Origin of the sequence: Citrobacter sp. Marseille-Q3906 (assembly GCF_916618775.1) — a bacterium.
Taxonomy (GTDB): Bacteria; Pseudomonadota; Gammaproteobacteria; order Enterobacterales; family Enterobacteriaceae; genus Citrobacter; species Citrobacter murliniae.
In genome coordinates this window covers 1,053,026-1,076,046 of record NZ_CAKAKA010000003.1, presented here as the reverse complement: position 1 = coordinate 1,076,046, position 23,021 = coordinate 1,053,026, and the positions used below count along the sequence as shown (strand labels likewise).

The following is a 23,021-nucleotide window of genomic DNA, read 5'->3' as shown; positions in this document are numbered from 1 at the left end:
CTGAGAAGAAACTGCTCTTTTTTGAGTCATAATTGCGTTAGCGCTACGCTATTCCAGCGTGAGCAGCGGCGTCGGCTTGCCGATGTGATATCCCTGTAACCACCCCACATTCATTTTTTCCAGGCATGCCTGAATATTGGCGTTTTCAACAAACTCAGCCACCACCTGCATATTCTTCATTTCGGCGACGCGGCAGAATGACTCAACGATGTAGTAGCTGATTTCACTTTCAGTGATCCGTCGAATAAATGAGCCATCTATTTTCAAAATATCTGCTTCGATATTCATCAGACGTGCATGACTGGCGAACCCGGTACCGAAATCATCAATCGCTACGCGGCATCCCAGCTTGCGAATTAAACATAGCGTTTCAACGGTTTGTTCTTTATCTGACAGCGTATCGGCTTCGGTTATCTCAAAAATAACCCGCTGGGGATCCACCGCGTAATCCTGTAAGAGTTTTGTGATCTGCGAGACAATGTTTGAACGGCATACCGTCACCGGGGCCAGATTAATAGAGAAACAACGTTTGGGGTGGCTCGACATCGCTTTCAGAGTATTTTCTATTACCCATAAGTCGATTTCTGGTGCCAATCCAGCCTCATGCGCAACCGGCAGAAAACTATTTGGTGGAATAAATTCCCCCTTATCATTCAGCATGCGGATCAATATTTCATGATACGGATCTTCACCATTGGTACTGACTATTGGCTGAGCCATCAGTACAAATGCATTGTTATCCAGTGCATTTTGTAATGCCGTGCGAATATCCGTTTTATCGACAATGTGGTTACCGAGGATCCGACTATGCTGCGCTTCAAGATTTTCAGGTCGGCCATTGGTCAGCGATAAACCCGCAGCCATGCCCAGTTTGCCAACCAATTGATAGATGTCATCGCTAATATCATTAATCAGGCAATAACCCAGGCCACTACGAAACCCCAGCCGCTGGTTGTTATGAAAGAGGCGAAAACTGTTGGCGGCCTGATACAAATCGCATAATCGCTCGTACGTACAATTTTCAAGCCTGATCAGCAGATCATAACCGGCGTGATAATAAACTTTCTCACTTTCAACTAAATATCGCTGCAGATGTTCAGCCAGAATCTTCTGGTAGCGCGCGCGAAAATGAAAACCATAGCGGCGGGAAAAGAGTTCCAGCTCAGGCAACTGAATCAGGCAGACCGTTGCGTGATCGGTAGTAAATAACTCTGTCTTCAGCGCCCGTAAATTCGCCATTCCCGTCATCGGGTCAGTCAGCCCCAACAACAAGGCCTGGCTAAACCGCTGACGGGTAAATTTAGCCAATGCTCCCATGACAACAATAGTGAGAGAAAAGACAATGATAAGCGTCGAAACCAGCGCCTGATGCAGCATAAAACTTTCGTCGCTGGCGATATAAGTGTCGGTATGCTTACCTAAAATAATTAACACGATTGTCCACACCAGCATGGTAAACGAGTGGCCAATCTTTATGGCTCCCCACAGCATTAACGGAAACAGTAGAATCAGGCAATAGAACGAGAAAAAAATATTCGTAATATTCGGTGATGTTAAACATAACATCAGACAAACCAGCAGCGTCCACCATGTAATAACACCGTATGCGCTGACATCACTTTTACCCTGATAGCCAGGGGACTTCTTAAATGTAAACAGATACGACGGGCGACGCAGGATCCGAAAGACTTTGTAGAAAAAGGGAATTCCCGTCAGACAACCGCTGGTGATCCCCTGGATGCGCACCAGCATTTCCAGACTTAATACATGTAAATTAGCCACATCCGGGCGCAGGTTGTGAGGAAAAAATACGGCCAATATTTTACTTAAAACCAGGTACAGTAAAATATTGAAGCCACATAACCAGACTATGCGATTTAGGCTGATTTTGATGCGACCAAAGCTGGCGCGGCTACGCTTGCCCGTTATTTTGCGGTAAATTGCATAGCTCAATGTTGATGCCATCGTCAGGCATAGCGCATCCACCCGTCCATCTTGTGGACCAACCAGAAACATTACCGTCAAAAACAGAATAAATCCTGGTAGTACCCGAAAACCAAAAAGTACCAACGCGGCGGAAAAAACGGCCAACTTGAGATCGTAAACTGTTAAAATATTATTATTGAAAATACAGTAACCGTTAAGATATTGTGCCAGCAGATAAAAAAGTCCAGGCAAGGCTAGTGGCAGGCACCATTCCTGAATACTTTTGACAGAATTTGTCTTTATTATTGCGTCCAAATCAATTTATCCGCTATACACCATGCTCTGGGTAATTCGAGTTGCAGGGCAAGAGTGGCTGCCGACGAGCTTACTGTAGTAAGTGATTCGGATGAATAAACGCAGCCAATGCTTATACAACTTAAAGTATGACGAGCATATACCAACAGGACTTTAATCCCGGCTTTAATGTTACAAACAAATCCATTTGGCTCAGTAGATTAACTATCGTGAAGTTTTTAACATTGAACGCGCACTGAGAAAATAAAGTAAGGTTCTGTAATGAAGAAACTATCTTATTCAGTTCGAATCAGAAAATAAACCATCAGTTATAGATAAAAATGGACATTGCACGAGAGAAGAAATGCTCTTTAGCCTCATAAAAAGGCGCCTAATTCATTGACGCGCCTCAAGTTATAAGTTTCACGCCCACTGATTCTCGGCACATCTTACCAGTGCGCGCAAATTTAATTCCCATACAGTATTAATGTCAACTTTAATATAATGAAGGAATGATGATAGAAAATGTATTTTAATGTACAGTTTTGCCTGTTGACGAAATGGACAGCGTTACCTATATTCGTAACCCGTTATTTTTTCATTACCCTATCTGATCACCTGTAAATCACTTGTGGTGACAGAGGGATTTCATACCTTTCATCTATTGTAAACGGTTGAATACGGTTAGCGCGTAACAACCGGAGCACACATGTAGCGCTGCGCAGTTTCAATATAGTAAGCGAAATAGCCTAATGAGACAGGCTCTAAGCAGTAAAAAGTCTATTCAGCATATATTAGTATTATCAGGAATTAACGAAATCCGTGGCAAAGTCTCTGTTTTCCCTTAAAGCAGTTAAGGGGTGGCAACATTCAATCACCGGCAAAATAACTCAGTTTTTGCTGGCGGGGATCATCATCGCTTTTAGCGCGGGGGCCTTTACCAGTTGGAGTTTGATAGACAACTTTTCCTATCAGCAGTGGGTGCAGAGAGCTGAGGCGAATGCCCAGATCATGACCTACATTATTCGCAGCGTATATACCAACGTTTCAGTTGAAACCAGCGACGCAGGGCAGATATCCCGTATCGTATCGGACAGGCAACTTGGTGATACTGACTCTATTCTCCAGACCGGTTATAACCCTGTAGATGTTCTGGCTCTGGCATCAGTACAAACACATAACCCTACCTGGCTGTTCCTCTATACGCCAGATAAGGGATTTGTAGGCATCAACAATAAATCAGAAGAGGGAGACGGGATAATCTCCTTCGCCGATCGTCGCCCCCATGACGTACTGGTCAATTACTATATCGGGTTCGCCCAAATTAACGGCGAAGAGTGCTTCATCAGTGCTGTGCCTATTCTGACGCCGTCAGGTGAAATCCTCGGTAGTCTGATCAGCAGCATCGGTAAGAAAAGCGATCTGTACGCTGCCTACGATGCGATGCTGAAAAAAAGCGGTGTCATTTTCGTATTAATTTTACTGGTGACGCTGGCGCTGGTAACAATGTTCATGCGTCGCTTATTCCGCCCGGTTCCGCTACTGATTAACTCCCTTACCCGCATTGCCAGGGAAGAAACCGACTGCGTAACCCCTTATCTCGATCAGGACGATGAGATTGGGCATCTGGCAGGCGCTATTGAAAAATTACGGGTTGCCATGAAAGAACGCGGCTATCTGCAGCGCATGCATGAAATGTCGCAAAAGATGGAACATATGGCCCATCATGACTCGCTGACTGGCTTACCAAACCGTGTCTCTTTTGGTCTGGCGCTGGATAAGCGTGTCAGTGAAATCCATCAGGAAGGAAAGCAGTTCAACCTGCTGTTGATTGACCTCGACAACTTCAAGCCAGTGAATGATACCTTCGGCCACAAAGCGGGCGATGAAGTGTTAGTCAGCGTTGCCCAGCGTCTGCAGTTACTGCTGGGACCGGATGATATGGCGGCCCGTCTGGGCGGCGATGAATTTGCTATTTTGCAACAGGTCAGCGATAACGCCGTCAAAGAAGCTAATCGCCTGTCAAAGCGCATCATCCGTGCGCTGAGCACACCATTTAGCTCAAGCTCCCACACCTTTTCTATTAGTTGCAGCATTGGCATCACCACCGCACCTTATCAGGGCAATAACACCTCGACATTGATGATCAACGCTGACCTTGCCATGTATGCGTCTAAACATCATGGCCGCGGTTGCTTCCATTTCTTCGAAGATGGCATGGTCATGAAACAAACACACAGCCTGTTCATTAACCAGGAAATTATTGATGGAATTGATAACGAGGAGTTCGAACTGCACTATCAGCCCATCGTTAATCTGGAAGATGAAAGTATCTGCGGATATGAATCACTGATTCGCTGGAATCACCCGACCAAGGGACTGATTTATCCTGATTATTTTATCAATATTGCCGAAAGCTCTGGTCTGATTGTGCGTTTAGGCGAATGGATTATTCGCCAGTCCTGCGAAGCGGCAGCCAAATGGCCGGAACGAATCCGCATTGCTGTCAACGTATCAGCCTACCAGTTGCACAGCCCCGGGCTGGTCGACGTCATCAAAGATGCATTACGCACCAGCCATCTTTCGGCTGACCGCCTTGAAATAGAGATCACCGAATCCGAAAAACTGGATAAATCTATTGCGCTACCCGTTCTGCAAGAGATTCGCTCAATGGGGATCGACATCGCGATGGACGATCTGGGGACAGGATATGCGGCACTGGATTATTTGCTGATCTACCCTTTCACGCGGATCAAGATTGCCCGAACGCTTATCGATAAGCTCGAGCAGGATAATGCCAGTCAGTATTTGATTGTGATGCTGATCCAGTTTGCTCACAAATACAATATCTCAGTCACTGCGGAAGGCGTGGAAACACCGCTCCAGCGCGACATCCTGCGTGATATAAAGTGCAAAAATGTTCAGGGGTACTTCTTTAGCTATCCGCTTCGCGAACGCGAGGTACTGTCTGCTTTTGCCGATGTCCTTATCGAAGAAGAGCCAGCCCATGCCTGAGATATTACGTTTGACGAAGCAAATGCTGCTCGTCGTTTCTTTGTTAATCTCTCTCTCAGCGCACTGCGCAACGAGCCTTCCGCAGGGGGTGAACACACTTGAGCAGATTGCCAGTAAGAATACGATCAGCCTCGGTTACCAGGATGATGCGTTTCCGTTCTCTTATCTGGAGGGGAAATCTCCCACTGGCTATTCCATTGATATTTGCAAAAATATCGTCAGCGCACTCAAAACCAAGCTCCAGCTTAAAAATCTGAGAATTGAGTGGTTAAAAGCAAATTCGGCATCACAGTTTGTGCTGATTAAAAAACACATGGCAGATATCATGTGCATTCCTGCTTTTTATTCAAAAAGTCGACACAACCTCAGTGAGTTCTCACTGCCGTTTTACTTTTCCAGTACCCGCTATATGATGCGGAAAAATGAATACAACAACGCTCTGGAAGAACTTTCCGGACACAGCGTCCTGGTAAAAAGCGGAACGGTATACGTAGACCAATTACAAAAAATCAATGCGGCAAATGCCCTGAATATTAACATTGAACTTGATACCAACAACACTATCGCCTTCCATGAGATCCAGAGCGGTGAATATTCTGCGCTTATTTCCAGCACCGTATTACTTAAAGGTATGATTGCACTAGCTGAAAACCCTGAGGACTATAAGTTATCCAATATTGCGCTCAGCGATCCTCTTCCCGCAGGGCTACTAATCCCTTTACACGATAAAGAATTTAAAGAGTTTGTTGATAGCACATTATCCTCACTGATAACCAGCAATGAGTTCACCGTCCTCTACACTAAATGGTTTCAGTCTCCGATACCACCAAAAGCCATCAATTTAAACATCCCCATGTCAGACAATCTGAAAGCATTAACGGCGGCTAAAAAGAAGATCAGTTTTGATTATGAAAAGTATAATTAATAATGAGATGACAATGGTGAAACGCGCCATGCACTGGTTGATCTTACTGGTTGGCATTATCGTGTCCCCTGTACTGATGGCACAGCAGGATGCCTCGACGCTTGAGCATATTCAGAACAACAGCGTACTGAACGTCGGTTATCGTCAGCTCCCTCCCTTCTCCTTTACCGACCACAACGGTAAAGTTACAGGTTATACTATTGCGGTATGTAACATCATTGCGGATAAATTACGCCTGTATTTGAAGCTCGATACCTTGACCATTCATTATATTCCGGTGAATTTTGCTGAGCGATTTTCAGCGTTAAAAAATCGTAAAATAGATATGGACTGTAGTGTAAATGCTAATGCGCCAGAACGTATTTCCAGTGTTTCATTTTCTGTCGATTACTATATCGCAAAAATGCGCATCATCTCTTTACGTAGAAATAATATACATACGATTGAAGATCTAAAAGGAAGAACGGTAAGTCTGCCAGGCAGCTCGAAAGATTTACTGGAATTCAATAAGACCAACAGAGAGAGACATCTCAATATTTCAACGATGACTTCCACAACGATAAACGGTGCATTTAATAAAATGGCGCAGAATGAATCCGCGGCATTCTTTATTGATGATATCCTGGCCTATCCTTTGATTAATCATAGTGAACATCCTGAAATATTCAGTATATCCGCAGAAACAATCGGCACTGATATGCACTATGCGATTATGATGAGGAAAAACGACCCACGGTTTGTGGCGTTTGTAGACAGTACCCTGAAGACTATCTTTGCCTCACAGACAGACGTACAGTTGCGCAAAAAATGGCTGATGCCCTATTCCTGCCAAAATATGAAAAATCAGCCACCAATCGGTTGTCCACAGCGCAATTGAACATTATCAGCGTCTGTTCACTCCCTCGATTATTGCGCCTCTGGAAGCTTCCCGGGGCGCTATTACTGCTATTAGCGGTCAATTCGTTACGTGCAGCATGGGATTTCGCCACGATCATGCAGAAGACCGATGCACTCTATGGACCAGCCAATGCAGTCGCTCAACAGCGTATCAACGCCTGGCAACAGCTTTTAATTCAATTACGTAATGCAGACGAAAAAACGCAATTACGCGAGGTAAACCGGTTTTTTAATATTCAATTACGCTACGCCGAAGATAGCGACATCTGGCATAGCGTGGACTATTGGGCAACACCCGTGGAGTCCCTGCGCAAAGGTGAAGCGGACTGTGAAGACTACGCCATCGCGAAGTATTTCACTCTCCGACAGTTGGGCGTTGCTGACGATAAACTGCGCATCACCTACGTTAAAGCCCTGCGCTATAACAGGGCGCACATGGTGTTGACCTGGTATGCCACACCTGGCGCCATTCCTCTGGTACTCGATAGCCTGACAAACACCCTTTCACCTGCCACGCAGCGTATGGATTTATTACCTGTTTACTCCTTTAACGAGAGTGGTCTCTGGCTGCCTGGCAATCAGAACAATAAACGTATTGGGGACAGCAAGAGACTTTCTCGCTGGCAGCAAGTATTCACAAAAATGCGGGAAGAAGGCTTCCCAATGGATAAATAGGAATCGTCAGTGTCTCTTTTTAAACAGTTACTATTGGCAATCTCTCTCTTTATGATGATTGTGTTCAGCGGCAGCTTTATCGTAACGCTGGAGAGTTCTCGCAATCAGTACAGCAACCAGCTTCTTGCACATGCCCAGGACGCGGCAACGGCTCTGGGCGTTTCGCTCACACCAAACATCGACGATCCGGCAATGATTGAGCTGATGGTAAGCTCAATTTTTGATAGCGGCTATTACCAAAAAATCCGCATTGTTGATCTGACAAACGGAACAACGATGCTTGAGCGGCACGCTGCGGCGTCAATACCGAATGTTCCCGGCTGGTTTGTTGATCTGGTGGATGTGGCACCACAAACAGGCCACGCGACAATCATGCGGGGCTGGCAACAAGGCGCACGCGTAGACGTCACCAGCGATCCTATCTTTGCGGTTCAGCGTCTGTGGAGCAGCACATTAGGTAATCTTATCTGGATGCTTTCCTGCAGCCTCGCCTGCCTGCTCGCAGGCATTCTGCTGTTGCGTAAACTGCTGCGCCCGCTCAATTATCTGGCGAAACAATCGGAAGCCATTACACGTCGCGAATTTTTGACGTTGCAAGAACTGCCTAAAACACCGGAACTACGGCGCGTCGTCGGAGCCATGAATTTGATGGCCACTAAACTCAAATCATTATTTGAAGAACAAGCCATCAACAGCGAGCGCCTGCACAATGAAGCTTATCTCGACAGCCAGACCGGTATTGCAAATCGTCGGGCGTTCGATATGCAGTTACAGGCGCGCCTGAGTGATACCGATACCGCACCAGGATATTTGATGTTGATCCGCGTTCAGGATTTAGGGGGGCTGAACCAGCGGTTTGGTGGGCCACATACCGATAAACTTTTGCTCAACATTGCCAACCTGCTGAATACGCATAAAGCAAAGTATGCTCCCCTCGACAGCACACTCGCCCGTATTCGTGGTGGCGAGTTCGCCCTGATCTGCCCAGGTGTCACACAGGGTGAAATGCTGGAACTGCGCCATTCACTCACGCAAAAGCTGACCTCATTTTATGCCACTGGAATGTCAGACCAGCAGCCGGTCGCCTACTCAAGCATGGTGCCATTCAGCGCTGGAGATAACGCGCAATCGCTGCTGATTCAGGCCGACCGCCAGTTGGTGGAAGCAGAAACGCACACCGACCATCAGGGCGTTACCGCCATCGGGGTGGCAACGGTGAACGAAGATCAGCATTTGTGGTTTGTTCGCCTGGAACAGGCGCTGGAGAACCAGCAATTTCAGTTGGTTTATCAGCCCGTTGTGGATTGTCATCAGCCGGATAAGATCCTGCATTACAAGGTACTGTCGCGCATTGTTGATGGACAGGGTAATACCATTAATGCGGGTCGATTCCTGCCGTGGATCCACCGCTTTGGCTGGAGTCATCGCCTTGACAAGGTAATGTTAAAACTGACCTTAAATCAGCTAAAAATCGCCCCCGGAATGTTAGCATTGAGTATTTCTGGCAGCTCGCTAGCCAGTGCCAGCGCTATTTCCGAGCTCTTAAATCCACTGAGATACTCCCCTAAGCTTGCCAGTCAGTTGATCCTTGAACTGGATGAAAGCCAGTTGCCAGGGCCGGGCCAGATGGCGATGTTTGTTAAAGCAGTGAGTCAGCTTCGCTGCTCGCTGGGCCTGCAACACTTCGGTAGCCGCTTCGATATGATTGGGCATCTTTCGCAATGGGGACTTGCCTGGCTGAAAATCGACAGCAGTTACATCCGCAATATCGATAAAGAAAAAGATAAGCAGTTGTTTATTGAAGTGTTGTGCAACGCCACACGCAGTATTGATTTACCGCTGATTGCTGAGCGTGTTGAAACAGAAGGTGAACTAAAAGTACTACAGGCATTGGGGGTTGACGGTGCAATGGGGCAGCTTTTGGGTGAACCCGCTCCACGTTGAAAAAACAGGCAGGCTGCGTAGTAGTCTGCCTGTTGAGATTAAAAAATGCGATCATCGCCGCCAAGCAATTGCTCTAACCCGCCAAGTTCCTGACGGGCATTCGCACGATTCATCAGTTTAACCTGCGCCTTCGGCGGGAGATCCGTAATGGCAATAACACCTTTACGGATCAACAGGTAAATCAGATCGTCCAGCACGCGTACCATTTCCAGGTCACTCTTTTGCAGCATGGCGAGGAACTGTTGGTTATCAATTTCAGCGCTTTTGCTGTCGTTTTCTCTCGCGGACTGCATGTTTGTATCAGGTGGTAGCGAATTCATGTTATTGCCTTATATGTGATGTGACGCGGCTGCCCTGTCCCATAGAGAAGTAATTATTGTTTGGTGAATATGTTTTTTTGGCTATCGGTGAAAACGGCGTACCGTGAACAGCACTCGGCGTTAAGCACCTCGAGTAATTTCCTGACCATAACCTTACTCAACTCTCATCATTATTTTTATAACCCTATTAATAAACTCACAAACAAATATCACATTAAATTAATGTAAACATTAAACACTCAATATGGAAAAATACACATTTTTAAAAACGTATTTATATGAGACTTGACTGACAAATGAATATAATAAAAAATAACTAAAATTAAAACACGATATGACAGAACATGTTTCTGAATAGCCGCATGCAATATTCGATCTGGATAATTCATGTTTGTTAATTAATATCACGCATTTGTAAAAATAGATGATGGTGAAGACATATGGATGTCATAACCGTGAGATACAGGGCATTCATGTTATGAAGATATTTTTAGTTTTTCTGCTTTCGTTGTTTTCAATAAATTCAGCCTCTGCAGAAGACTTACGCAACACCGTTAAAGATGCATTAGCTAATCATCCAGAAGTTAATGCGGCGATAAATAGTCGTTACTCTTCAGAACAAGATCTTCGTGCCGCACAAGGTGGGTATTTACCGTCGCTGAATTTGAATGCGGAGGCTGGACGCAAAAATATTGATGATGCAACAACCCGCGCCGCTGGCAGCGCTAACGGTATGACCCAGTCTCCCAATGAGGCAACGCTTAGCCTGGAGCAAAATGTGTTTAATGGTTTTGCAACCACCAGCGAAGTCGCCCGGCAAAAAGCCACCGTTGACTCACGCGCTTACAGCGTTATGAACACCAGCGAAAACACTGCATTCTCTGTGATTCAGGCCTACTTTGATGTGCTGCAACGTGAAGAATTTGTCCGCCTTGCCGAGGACGATCTGGCAAACCATGAACGCATTTACGATCAAATAAAACTTCGTACCGATCAGGGCGTTGGCCGTTCAGGCGACTTTATGCAAGCTGAAGCTCGCCTGGCGCAAGCACGTAACAATTTGCTGACCGAGCAAACCAATCTTGAAGATGCGAAAACCACTTTTTTCAGCGTAACAGGTATGGATCCGGAAGGTTTAAGCCAGCCGGAAAGCATCGATACACAGCTCCCGACCTCGCTTGAAGACGCCAAAAGTAGGATGGAGAAAAACAGTCCATTACTGAAGTCTGCCAATGCGGATATTGAAGCCGCACACCAGCAGTACGAAGCGACAAAATCAACCTTCTATCCACGTGTTGACGTTGAACTGTCACGCGGGATCAGCAACAACACGGATACCACCAGTGCGCACGCGGAACAGTGGGAGGCGATGGTAAAACTGCATTACAACCTGTACCAGGGCGGCAGCGACAAAGCGACTATGGATTCTCGCGCCTACCTGCATAAGCAGGCTCAGGATATGCGCAATAACACATTACGACAGATGAATCAGGAATTGCGTCTGGCCTGGACTGCATTACAAAACGCACGTGCCCAGCTACCATCGGCAGAAGAATATGCCGACCGTAGCGTAAAAGTACGTACCGCTTATCAGGATCAATTCAGTCTTGGCGAACGTACACTACTGGATTTACTTGATAGTGAAAATGAAGTTTTCTCATCAAAACGTCGGCTTGTTGAATTGCGATATCTGGCTGTAACCAGTGGATATCGTATTAGCGAAAGAACGGGTGAATTAATGAATGTTCTAAAAATCACCCCGCCTCCATCAGGGCAACCAGTGGATTCTGAAGAAGAAACCAACTTGCCCGAACTGCATTAATAATAAATTAAAATAAATCTCTGACTCCGCGCACTTATCATTAGCTTGCTATTATTTTAAGTGTGCGTTCAGAAATGGTTGCTAAAATGAGTGCACAAGCCGAATTATTAAATGATGTCCCCGAGAATACTTATCGCAGCTCGTCTCAACAGCACGATCCTCGTAGCCATAATGATGACCCGCTATTAGATAGTTTGCTTATTCTCTGCTCTCTGCATGGTAAGCAGGTCAGCCGTTCAACATTAAGCAGCGGCCTGCCATTAGAAAACAATCAACTCACGCTGAATATTTTTCCACGTGCTGCGGCACGAGCTGGTTTAAAAGCGCGAGTGGTAACACGCTCACTCGATAAGATCCCAGCGATGTCTTTGCCTGCCATCCTGATACTGCGTTCCGGCGGAACAGGTGTGTTGCTGGCATGGAACGACGATGGCAGTGCCCGTTTTATGCCCAGTGAAAGTGAAGGCGGGGAAATATGTGTCGATTTAACAACGCTTGAACACAACTATGGCGGAAAGGCTATTTTTGCTCACCCGCGCCACGAATTCGATTTGCAGACAGAAGCTTTTCTGCCTCGTACTAAATCCTGGTTTAAAGACACGCTCAGGCTATCACGCTTTCTGTATCTGGATGCTGTGCTGGCCAGCCTACTGATCAACCTGATCGCTCTCGGCACGCCGCTTTTTACCATGAACGTCTATGACCGCGTTGTACCGAATCAGGCTACGGTCACGTTGTGGGTGCTGGCAGTGGGAATCTGTCTGGCTTTTATATTTGATCTGATTTTGAAAATGCTGCGCGGCATCTGCCTTGATATTGCTGGCAAAAAGAGCGATCTCATTATTTCATCGACCTTGTTCGAACGCATTGTCGGCATGGAAATGAAAGAGCGCCCACCCCGGGTGGGTAGCTTCGCGCAAAACATCCATGAGTTTCAGTCTCTGCGTGACTTTCTCTCGTCACTCACATTGACGACGATTATTGACCTGCCTTTTACCCTGCTATTACTGATTGTCATTGGCATCATCGGCGGCGCACTGGCATGGATCCCCGTACTCACGCTACCCATTGCCCTGCTGTGCAGTTGGGCACTGCAAAACCCCGTCAATGCTGCGGTGGCAAAAACCATGAGCCTGGCCAGCGAACGCCAGGCGCTGCTCATTGAGACACTCAGCAGTCTGGACGCCATAAAAGTGAATAATGCGCAGAGCGAACGCCAGTTTCAATGGGAACAAACGTTGGGTAGCCTTAGCCGCCTGGAACTCCGGGTAAAAACTTTATCCAGCCTGGCGAGCAACCTGACTGGCTGGTTCCAGCAAATTTCAGGCGTCGTGATGATCGTCGTCGGCGTGTACATGATTATCGGCGGTAAACTGAGTATGGGGGGGTTGATCGCCTGCTATATGCTTAACGGCCGCGCATTAATGCCGATGGGTCAGCTTACCGGCCTCATTGCCCGTTATCAGCAGGCAAAGCTGACCATCAAAAATACTGACAAGATGATGTCGCTGGCACAGGAACGTCGTGCAGATGAAAGCCCGCTCAATCGGGAACAGTTACAGGGCAGCATTGAATTTCGCGATGTAGATTTCAGTTACCCGGAACAAAAGAACCTGACACTGCACAAAATAAATCTGACCATTCAGCCAGGTGAACGTATCGGTATTATCGGGCGTAGCGGTTCAGGTAAAAGCTCTCTCAGTAAACTTCTCGTCAATCTTTATCAGCCCTGCGCCGGAAACATTCTGATAGACGGTATCGATGCCCGCCAGTTAGACGTTAACGATCTGCGTCACAGCATCGGCTACGTGCCACAGGATATCCAGTTATTCAACGGAACACTGCGGGACAACCTGCTGTGCGGAGCACGATATGTTGATGATGAAACCATGCTGCGTGCAGCGGAACTGGCAGGGGTCAACGATTTTGCGCGCCTGCATCCTGATGGCTATAACCTGCAGGTCGGCGAACGCGGCTCCCAACTGTCCGGCGGGCAGCGCCAGGCGGTCGCATTAGCCCGCGCGCTGTTACTTGCTCCCCCTATTCTACTGCTTGATGAACCCACCAGCTCAATGGATAACACCAGCGAGGAGAGGCTTAAACATGCTCTTGCACCTTGTATCGCGGGTAAAACATTATTACTGGTCACCCATCGCGCCTCTATGCTGTCGCTGGTTGAGCGCCTGATTATTGTTGATAAGGGACGTATCATCGCAGATGGTCCAAAAGCGGTGGTGATGGATGCGTTAAAAAAGGGGCAGATAAATGCTTCTCACTGAGATCCTGACTCGTGCTCGCCACTATATGCAGCGCTACTTTCGCGGCCGCGATGAAAATCAAACCGACAGTATCAATGAAGTCAGTTTGGCCATTATTGATGACGCCCCCAGGGTTATTCGGCTCACGCTGTGGGTGATCCTCACGTTGGTTGTCCTGTCTTTCGTGTGGGCTGGTTTTGCAAAAATTGATGAAGTGACGCGCGGTGAAGGCAAAGCCATCCCCTCATCCAAACTACAAAAAATACAGAATCTGGAAGGTGGGATCGTGACCCGGCTTTATGTCCACGAAGGGCAAATCGTCAATGCGGGTACCCCGTTACTGCATCTTGATGACACGCGCTTTGCCTCAAACGTTGGTGAAACAGAGGCCGATAAACTCGGTTTACGGGCGAAGGTAGAACGGCTGACAGCGGAAGTGGAGAACCGGGATTTTATTATCTCGCAAGACATTGCGGCTCAAGCGCCTGACGTCGCCAGGGGGGAAACCGAGCTGTATAACAGCCGTCGGGAACAGTTTCGCAACGAAATATCCGGGCTTGAAGAACAGCTGGTACAGAAAAAACAGGAGCTACGAGACGTTGAATCGAAGCAAGATCAGTTTAAGCACAGCCTGGACTTAATCCGCCAGGAGATCAAAATGTCGGAGCCTCTGCTCGCTTCAGGCGCAATTTCTAAAGTCGAGCTGCTGCGCCTGCGCCGCACTGAAGTGGAAACCGCCGGGCAGTTAAATTCGACGAACCTAACGCTTCCCAAAGCCTCGTCAGAGATTAAAGAGATTGAGAATAAAATCGGCGAAAACCGCGGTCGTTTTCAAAGCGATGCGCTCGCACAGTTGAACGAAGCCCGCACCAATCTGAGTAAAGCCCAGGCCAGCGTAAAAGCCCTCGAAGACAGAGTTAACCGAACCATGGTCACGTCACCGGTGCGTGGTATCGTCCAGCAGGTGATGGTGAATACAATCGGCGGAGTTATTCAGCCGGGAAGCGACCTGGTTGAAATCGTCCCACTGGATGACAAGCTCCTCATCGAAGCCAAAATACAGCCTCGTGATATCGCCTTCCTTCATCCAGGACAGCATGCAATGGTGAAATTTACCGCCTACGACTACACCATCTATGGCGGTCTGAAAGGTGAAGTGGTCCAGATAAGTCCTGACACTGTTACAGATAAACAAGGCCGAAGCTTCTACGTTGTTCGCCTGCAAACGGACAAAAACTACCTGGGGACAAAAGAGCATCCAATGTTGATCATTCCAGGCATGGTCGCGACTGTCGATATTCTAACCGGCAAGAAAACGATTTTAAGCTATCTGCTGAAACCGATTCTTCGGGCGCGCGCAGAAGCGCTCAGAGAGCGTTAATCACTTACTGCGCCCCTTTCATTAAGTCAGGGGCGCGCATATTCAGGAAGGGGTATAGGAAGAGAGTTTCCCGCGATTCAGGATGATTTTTCCGTCACTCACCAACTCCTGTAACACCTTATGGATCGCGCTTCGGGAAATATGGTTTCGCGTCAAAATGAAGGTATACACAGATGTTTTTTCGCGCACATCCGGAGCCATCGCCCAAATGAACTTTACATGTTCGATAATCAGTTCGCGGATAGTGCGGTGAGACTGCAACGTTTCGCGCTGGAAATAGCGTTGCAGATGGTGCGTTAAAATATCAAACGCCTGCTTCCACAGATTTTTAGCGGTGAACAGCAGATCGGCATTCTGCACGCTCATTGCCCACATTTCGCAATCTGTATCGCAGCGTAAATAGTGTCCAGCTACCTCCGTTCGCATTTGCGGTAGCCCCAGAATCGCTGGTGCGGAAATACTCACTGTCACTAGATCATTTTCTACACGATAAACAGAGACCGTCCCTTTCTCCAGAAACAAGATATTTCCATCGACTTTCAGATCAATACGCTGGCGTTTTTTCCGTAAGGATAACCAGGCACTGTCTGATTTTTTGATTTCTTCACCGATAAGCACTACAGACTTTTCTATTTCGTTCTGGAACATGGGGCTCTCTAACGCAGTTTTATGTTTTACAAAAAAACAGAAATAAAAATAAATGTCAGCCTGAAAATATGCTGACATTTATTTCCATTTACATTAATCGTGTTAATCCGTATACATCGCACTACAGATACTGCAACAACTTAACTATTATAGTTTAACCACCATGCTTTCCCTGGTGCAGTGGCGCGTTAACGGCGTAAGCCATATTCTCGCGTGGTGGTGCCAAACAGTATATTGCGCTGTCCATAGAGAATTAATGCTTATCACCTTTGTAGCCATTATTTCTTCTTTCTCTTCTTTACGCAATAGCCAAAAAGATACAATTCATTGATTTTAATATGTTTTATTTTCATTAAAAAATTATCGTTGTTGTTATATTATGATACTAAAATGAAACACTTCGTGGCTCTTGCTGCAAAACTGGCAGGCATTGATGCCCTTTAGCCTCGAGTGTTTTCAATACTGACCAACCATTGGATGAATCATCAAGAGTAGAGACACCATGTCCGAGACTGGTACCGTCAGTTATCTGATTGAAAGAAAAATAATCTTTACACCAGCCACACAATACCTGGCGAGAGTGGACCAACCTGAGCAACAGATAAAGCTCAAGCAAACAGCATCTTTATGTCTTTTATTACTTATTGAAAATCAAGGAAAGGTTGTCTCACAGAACGAACTGCTGGAATTTGGCTGGGGTGAAAATCATCGTCAGGCGAGCTTCAATGCCTTCTACCAGAGCATTCTCTCGCTGCGTAAAAGTTTTCTTCAGTTAGAACTGGATCCGTCCTTTATCACAACAATAAAACGCAAGGGACTGATTATTAATGAAGAGATTAGGATTGAGGAGATAGAAACTCCGCAAATTCTCGCTTCAGTAGCAGAGGAATCATGCGTACTAAACGCTGACCTGACTGAATTCTCTGATGAGACACCGCATAAGCCGCTGATAACCAAAACAGAAACGATGCTCATCGCACTCACTATTATCATCTGTGGTTTGATACTGTACCCACGAACTGCCAGCGATGATTATTTTTCAGGCTATATCACCGCACAAAATAACCCTACTGATTGTCAGTATTATTTTAACCATGATGCCAGCAATGTCACCCGGCATACCTCTTTTATCGACAGAAACCCTGGGTTATGTCAGAGCAATAAATATATTTATATAACAACCTATCCTGAATCCAAAAAGTTGTCGGTGATCCTTTGCCGCTCCCCAATGCAGAGAGAGCAGAAAAATACTTGTCAGTCTATCTATTACCCACGGTACGATAGTTAATGAATATAAATATTCGCACTCCCCGACTCCGAATACAAACAGGTATTATCCTGCTACTTTGTGTCGTGGTTATTATTCTCACTGCGTTTTATCAGCACGGTAAAAATCATAATCATCTGCATAATCTTGCCTGCCGGGCAACTATTGAAATAGTACGCAATACCGCCTCATTTCGTGGGGTCATTGATATCAAAACCGGGGATAGTAAAGGCATTGTGAATATTGATGGCATTATCAAAGATGCAACGAATAATGATCAAACCGTGCAACGAATGGTGCTCTTTACACACTCCAGTTATGGTTCAAGTCCGGTCTGGGTATCACAGGAAATCCATATCTCAAACCGTGAAACAGCTCCCACTAGTATTATTCAGGAGCTCCTCCCCGATTTATTCCTGACCAACACAAGCATCTCCAATGTCGATCTATTCGCCATGAATAGTGAAACATATCTAATTACTAAAGAAGGGATCCCTTATCTTTACTGCCAGAATTACGCGTTGCCAGGAAATGAATAATGGCTCAGTTTTCTGGCGCCAGCTCCCCGGATATCGGTTTTATCGTCCGGTTCACGATGACCGGTTGACTCATCCTCGCATTGCGCTAAATCCCACGGATGAATCTCTGGGGTGGTCGGTGATAAGATACCCCATTCAGGCTGAGCCTAAGCTCGCCGTTACTGCCTTCAGGCTGCTTTCGATATAAAAATTTATGGGTTTATGTGAGTTTACAGGGGTTCACATGAAACGACCCAGGTACCCAAAAAGATTAAAAAAACGAGCTGAATCAATATGAAAGAGTCACTTGATACGGACTTCACCAATCACACCCCCATGATGCAGCAGTATCTCAAGCTGAAGGCTCAGCACCCGGAGATACTGCTGTTTTACCGCATGGGCGACTTTTACGAGCTGTTCTACGACGATGCAAAACGTGCGTCGCAACTGCTTGATATCTCGCTGACAAAACGCGGTGCGTCTGCAGGCGAGCCGATCCCGATGGCGGGTATTCCTCATCACGCGGTGGAAAACTACCTCGCCAAGCTGGTCAATCAGGGCGAGTCAGTCGCCATTTGCGAACAGATTGGTGATCCGGCCACCAGTAAAGGGCCGGTTGAACGCAAAGTTGTACGCATCGTAACGCCTGGCACTATCAGCGATGAAGCGCTGTTGCAGGAACGTCAGGACAACCTGCTGGCCGCCATCTGGCAGGACAGTAAAGGCTACGGCTACGCCACGCTGGACATTAGTTCTGGTCGTTTTCGCGTCAGTGAACCCGCCGACCGCGAGACCATGGCAGCTGAACTGCAACGAACCAACCCGGCGGAACTGCTGTATGCCGAAGATTTTGCAGAAACATCACTGATCGAAGGTCGTCGCGGACTGCGTCGCCGTCCACTGTGGGAATTTGAGATAGACACCGCCCGCCAGCAGCTTAACTTGCAGTTTGGCACGCGGGATCTGATTGGCTTTGGCGTCGAGAACGCTCCGCGCGGGCTATGTGCCGCAGGCTGCCTGCTGCAATATGTAAAAGATACGCAGCGTACTTCTCTGCCGCATATTCGCTCCATCACCATGGAACGCCAGCAGGACAGCATCATTATGGATGCTGCTACTCGCCGTAATCTGGAGATTACCCAGAATCTGGCGGGAGGCGTAGAAAACACTCTGGCCTCAGTGCTCGACTGCACCGTCACCCCCATGGGCAGCCGTATGCTTAAACGCTGGCTGCATATGCCGGTACGCGACACTAACGTCCTGACTGAACGCCAGCAGACTATCGGTGCGCTCCAGGATGCCACAGCAGAGCTACAGCCAGTGCTGCGTCAGGTTGGTGACCTGGAACGTATTCTGGCCCGCCTGGCACTGCGCACCGCGCGTCCACGCGATCTCGCCCGTATGCGTCACGCCTTTCAACAATTACCGGAACTGCGCGCACAACTGGAGAGCGTTGATAGCGCTCCGGTACAGATGCTGCGCGAGAAAATGGGCGAATTCACCGAGCTGCGTGAACTGCTGGAACGCGCCGTGGTTGATGCACCGCCAGTGCTGGTCCGCGATGGCGGTGTCATCGCGCCAGGCTATAACGAAGAGCTGGACGAGTGGCGCGCACTGGCTGATGGGGCAACTGACTATCTGGACAGACTGGAGATCCGCGAGCGCGAACGAACCGGCCTGGACACGCTGAAGGTTGGATTTAATGCCGTACACGGTTACTACATTCAGATTAGCCGTGGGCAGAGCCATCTGGCCCCCATAAACTACGTGCGCCGCCAGACTCTGAAAAACGCCGAACGCTACATTATTCCTGAGCTCAAAGAGTATGAAGACAAAGTACTGACCTCAAAAGGCAAAGCACTGGCGCTGGAAAAACAGTTGTACGATGAACTGTTCGACATGCTGTTACCACATCTGGCTGATTTGCAGCAGAGCGCCAGCGCGCTGGCAGAGCTGGATGTTCTGGTCAACCTGGCCGAGCGTGCATATACGCTGAACTACACCTGCCCGACTTTCACCGATAAACCCGGAATTCGTATTACCGAAGGTCGTCATCCGGTGGTGGAACAGGTGCTGACAGAGCCGTTTATTGCCAACCCGTTAAGCCTTTCGCCTCAGCGTCGGATGTTGATCATCACCGGCCCGAATATGGGGGGTAAAAGTACCTATATGCGCCAGACTGCGCTGATTGCGTTGCTGGCCTATATCGGCAGCTATGTTCCGGCACAAAAGGTGGAGATCGGCCCAATCGACCGCATCTTTACCCGCGTGGGTGCTGCAGATGACCTGGCTTCCGGCCGTTCAACCTTTATGGTCGAGATGACTGAAACTGCCAACATCCTGCATAACGCCACCGAGAACAGCCTGGTTCTGATGGACGAGATTGGACGCGGTACGTCAACTTACGACGGCCTGTCGCTGGCATGGGCATGTGCAGAAAATCTCGCTAATAAAATCAAAGCATTAACGTTATTCGCAACGCACTACTTCGAGCTGACACAATTACCGGAGAAAATGGAAGGCGTTGCCAACGTGCATCTGGACGCGTTAGAACACGGTGATACCATCGCCTTTATGCATAGCGTACAGGATGGTGCAGCAAGTAAGAGCTACGGCCTGGCAGTGGCTGCACTGGCAGGTGTACCGAAAGACGTTATCAAACGTGCGCGACAAAAACTTCGCGAGCTGGAAAGTATTACACCAAATGCAGCCGCTACTCAGGTAGATGGTACGCAAATGTCGCTGCTTTCCGCTCCTGAAGAAACCTCTCCAGCCATCGAAGCTCTGGAAAATCTCGACCCGGATTCCCTGACGCCACGCCAGGCGCTGGAGTGGATCTATCGGTTGAAAAGCCTGGTTTAACAGGACGATGCCCTTATCAACCGGATGAGGCATTTACTCCTCCATCCGGTAATTGAGACTTCATACCTGCGCAGGTAAAAGAAAAAGGCCAGTCTCTCGACTGGCCTTTCTTGATAGAACTTTGCTTACTCGCGGAACAGCGCTTCGATATTCAGCCCCTGAGTCTGCAGGATTTCACGCAGACGACGCAGGCCTTCAACCTGAATCTGGCGAACACGTTCACGGGTGAGACCAATTTCACGGCCCACATCTTCCAGTGTCGCAGCTTCATATCCCAGCAAACCGAAACGACGTGCCAGCACTTCACGCTGTTTGGCGTTCAGTTCGAACAGCCATTTGACGATGCTCTGTTTCATATCATCGTCTTGCGTGGTGTCTTCCGGACCGTTTTCCTTTTCATCGGCCAGAATATCCAGCAACGCTTTTTCGGAATCGCCACCCAGCGGGGTGTCTACCGAGGTAATGCGCTCGTTGAGTCGGAGCATACGGCTAACGTCATCAACCGGTTTATCCAGTTGTTCTGCAATCTCTTCTGCGCTCGGTTCGTGGTCCAGTTTATGCGACAACTCACGCGCGGTACGCAGATAGACGTTCAGCTCTTTTACAATGTGGATCGGCAGTCGGATAGTACGGGTTTGGTTCATAATCGCCCGTTCTATCGTCTGGCGGATCCACCAGGTTGCGTATGTTGAGAAGCGGAACCCGCGTTCCGGGTCAAACTTCTCGACGGCACGGATAAGCCCCAGATTGCCCTCTTCAATCAGATCCAGCAATGCCAGACCACGATTGCCATAACGACGGGCAATTTTAACCACCAGACGCAGGTTACTTTCAATCATGCGACGGCGAGAGGCAACATCTCCACGCAGTGCGCGACGCGCAAAATAAACTTCTTCTTCGGCTGTTAACAGTGGTGAATACCCAATCTCACCAAGGTAAAGCTGAGTCGCGTCCAACACACGCTGTGTGGCCCCTTGCGATAACAGCTCCTCTTCAGCCAGGTCGTTATCACTGGGTTCCTCTTCACTCAAGGCTTTTTCATCAAAAGCCTCTACTCCGTTCTCATCAAATTCCGCATCTTCATTTAAATCATGAACTTTCAGCGTATTCTGACTCATAAGGTGGCTCCTACCCGTGATCCCTAACGGAACTAGCAAGTGAAAGCCTGGTTCCGCCGAATTATCGCTGCGGTAAATAACGCAGCGGGTTTACGGATTTCCCCTTGTAACGAATTTCAAAATGCAATCGTGTTGAACTGGTTCCGGTACTACCCATGGTAGCTATTTTCTGCCCCGCCTTGATTTCTTGTTGTTCCCGGACCAGCATCGTATCGTTATGGGCGTAGGCGCTCAGGTAATCATCGTTATGTTTGATGATAATAAGATTACCGTAACCACGCAGTGCGTTACCGGCATATACGACGCGCCCATCTGCGGTCGCGACAATAGCCTGTCCCTTACTGCCTGCAATGTCGATCCCTTTATTGCCACCCTCGGTAGCCGCGAAGTTTTCGATCACTTTGCCGTCAGTCGGCCAGCGCCAGGTAGAGATTGGCGCGCTGGTAGATGTTGAGCTTGCAGTCGATTCGGTTGTGCTAACTGCTGGAGCCGTTACTGGCGCTGTGACAACTGTCCCAGCAGGCTTGTTGTTCGGCAACATTTTGTTAGCACTTTGTTCACCTGAATCCTCAGAATACGTAATTGTTGGTTTCGAAGCAACAGCAACGGTGGAATTTTGTGCAGGGTTGGTCACAACTCCTTGCTGTGCTGCATCCGCCTGAGTGATTGCATTACCACCGGTAATCGGTGCACCCGACGCGTTGCCCACTTGCAGAGTCTGCCCCACATTCAGGCCATACGGGGCCGGAACGTTATTTCGTTGTGCGAGGTCACGGAAATCGTTCCCGGTAATCCAGGCAATATAGAAAAGCGTGTCACCTTTCTTAACCGTATAGGTACTGCCGCCGGTATAACTACCTTTCGGAATGTTCCCATACTTACGATTGTACACAATACGACCGTTTTCCATCTGGACCGGTTGTTCCGCAACGGGTTGGATCTGTCCGGACTGAGTGACCGGACGCTGCACCGGTTGGATCTGTGGCGTTTGCTGTGCTGTCGCCGTTGTGCCCATTTTTGGTGGAGGCGTAATTAGCATGCCGGAGCTGGTGTTCGTTGAGCCGCCACCGCCAACAGAACTGACCGGCGCTGGTGGATTCGAGGTGTTAGAACAACCTGCCAGCCATAACGAAACCAGTGACAATGCCGCA

At 48.0% G+C, this 23,021-nt stretch carries 16 protein-coding genes; 11 read left to right on the top strand and 5 right to left on the bottom strand.

What is annotated here, in order from left to right:
- Positions 1-48 precede the first annotated feature (48 nt).
- Positions 49-2,016 (bottom strand): EAL domain-containing protein, encoded by a 1,968-nt coding sequence (locus LG384_RS22410; protein ID WP_370637238.1) that lies wholly within the window; start codon positions 2,014-2,016, stop codon positions 49-51.
- 1,026 nt (positions 2,017-3,042) lie between these two features.
- On the opposite strand from LG384_RS22410, the gene LG384_RS22405 reads away from it, so the two are divergent.
- The 5 genes from LG384_RS22405 to LG384_RS22385 are packed head-to-tail and all read left to right on the top strand — an operon-like array spanning position 3,043 to position 9,676.
- On the top strand, positions 3,043-5,235 hold the full coding sequence (locus LG384_RS22405) for a bifunctional diguanylate cyclase/phosphodiesterase (RefSeq protein WP_048220675.1): 2,193 nt from the start codon (positions 3,043-3,045) through the stop codon (positions 5,233-5,235).
- Entirely contained in the window at positions 5,228-6,160 is a 933-nt protein-coding gene (locus tag LG384_RS22400) for a transporter substrate-binding domain-containing protein (RefSeq protein WP_225761547.1), read from the top strand. Before LG384_RS22405 ends, LG384_RS22400 begins: the two co-directional genes overlap by 8 nt.
- The gene (locus tag LG384_RS22395) at positions 6,144-7,037 is read left to right on the top strand and encodes a transporter substrate-binding domain-containing protein (protein WP_045446760.1); all 894 of its coding nucleotides are present in this window, start codon (positions 6,144-6,146) and stop codon (positions 7,035-7,037) included. The genes LG384_RS22400 and LG384_RS22395 overlap by 17 nt, the downstream gene beginning before the upstream one ends.
- A complete protein-coding gene (gene lapG, locus LG384_RS22390) occupies positions 7,034-7,732 on the top strand; it encodes a cysteine protease LapG (RefSeq protein ID WP_225761611.1) in 699 nt (232 codons plus the stop codon). Before LG384_RS22395 ends, lapG begins: the two co-directional genes overlap by 4 nt.
- A 9-nt stretch (positions 7,733-7,741) precedes the next feature.
- On the top strand, positions 7,742-9,676 hold the full coding sequence (locus tag LG384_RS22385) for an EAL domain-containing protein (protein ID WP_225761546.1): 1,935 nt from the start codon (positions 7,742-7,744) through the stop codon (positions 9,674-9,676).
- A gap of 38 nt (positions 9,677-9,714) precedes the next feature.
- Here the strand turns inward: LG384_RS22385 and LG384_RS22380 are convergent, their stop codons facing one another.
- On the bottom strand, positions 9,715-9,996 hold the full coding sequence (locus tag LG384_RS22380) for a hypothetical protein (RefSeq protein WP_225761545.1): 282 nt from the start codon (positions 9,994-9,996) through the stop codon (positions 9,715-9,717).
- A gap of 478 nt (positions 9,997-10,474) precedes the next feature.
- Here LG384_RS22380 and LG384_RS22375 point away from each other — a divergent pair, with 478 nt between their 5' ends.
- The 3 genes from LG384_RS22375 to LG384_RS22365 all read left to right on the top strand — a co-directional run bounded on the left by LG384_RS22375 (position 10,475) and on the right by LG384_RS22365 (position 15,457).
- Positions 10,475-11,818, top strand: coding sequence for a TolC family outer membrane protein (locus LG384_RS22375; protein WP_225761544.1), 1,344 nt, complete (start codon positions 10,475-10,477; stop codon positions 11,816-11,818).
- Between the two features lie 86 nt (positions 11,819-11,904).
- Positions 11,905-14,097 carry a type I secretion system permease/ATPase gene (locus LG384_RS22370; RefSeq protein ID WP_225761543.1) on the top strand — a complete coding sequence of 731 codons (2,193 nt, stop codon included), beginning with the start codon at positions 11,905-11,907 and terminating at the stop codon, positions 14,095-14,097.
- Positions 14,084-15,457, top strand: coding sequence for an HlyD family type I secretion periplasmic adaptor subunit (locus tag LG384_RS22365; protein WP_048220669.1), 1,374 nt, complete (start codon positions 14,084-14,086; stop codon positions 15,455-15,457). Before LG384_RS22370 ends, LG384_RS22365 begins: the two co-directional genes overlap by 14 nt.
- Before the next feature lie 42 nt (positions 15,458-15,499).
- Here the strand turns inward: LG384_RS22365 and LG384_RS22360 are convergent, their stop codons facing one another.
- Complete coding sequence (locus LG384_RS22360; RefSeq protein ID WP_045449769.1) at positions 15,500-16,105, bottom strand: helix-turn-helix domain-containing protein; 606 nt, start codon at positions 16,103-16,105, stop codon at positions 15,500-15,502.
- 502 nt (positions 16,106-16,607) lie between these two features.
- Here LG384_RS22360 and LG384_RS22355 point away from each other — a divergent pair.
- The 3 genes from LG384_RS22355 to mutS all read left to right on the top strand — a co-directional run bounded on the left by LG384_RS22355 (position 16,608) and on the right by mutS (position 20,752).
- The gene (locus LG384_RS22355) at positions 16,608-17,393 is read left to right on the top strand and encodes a winged helix-turn-helix domain-containing protein (RefSeq protein ID WP_200009906.1); all 786 of its coding nucleotides are present in this window, start codon (positions 16,608-16,610) and stop codon (positions 17,391-17,393) included.
- Positions 17,393-17,911, top strand: a complete 519-nt coding sequence (locus LG384_RS22350; RefSeq protein ID WP_045446774.1) for a hypothetical protein — start codon at positions 17,393-17,395, stop codon at positions 17,909-17,911. The genes LG384_RS22355 and LG384_RS22350 overlap by 1 nt, the downstream gene beginning before the upstream one ends.
- A 273-nt stretch (positions 17,912-18,184) precedes the next feature.
- Entirely contained in the window at positions 18,185-20,752 is a 2,568-nt protein-coding gene (gene mutS, locus LG384_RS22345) for a DNA mismatch repair protein MutS (protein ID WP_045446776.1), read from the top strand.
- A gap of 125 nt (positions 20,753-20,877) precedes the next feature.
- Here mutS and rpoS read toward each other — a convergent pair whose 3' ends face one another.
- On the bottom strand, positions 20,878-21,870 hold the full coding sequence (gene rpoS / locus LG384_RS22340) for an RNA polymerase sigma factor RpoS (RefSeq protein ID WP_000081498.1): 993 nt from the start codon (positions 21,868-21,870) through the stop codon (positions 20,878-20,880).
- Between the two features lie 61 nt (positions 21,871-21,931).
- Positions 21,932-23,014 (bottom strand): murein hydrolase activator NlpD, encoded by a 1,083-nt coding sequence (gene nlpD / locus LG384_RS22335; RefSeq protein WP_223307009.1) that lies wholly within the window; start codon positions 23,012-23,014, stop codon positions 21,932-21,934.
- Between the last annotated feature and the right edge of the window lie 7 nt (positions 23,015-23,021).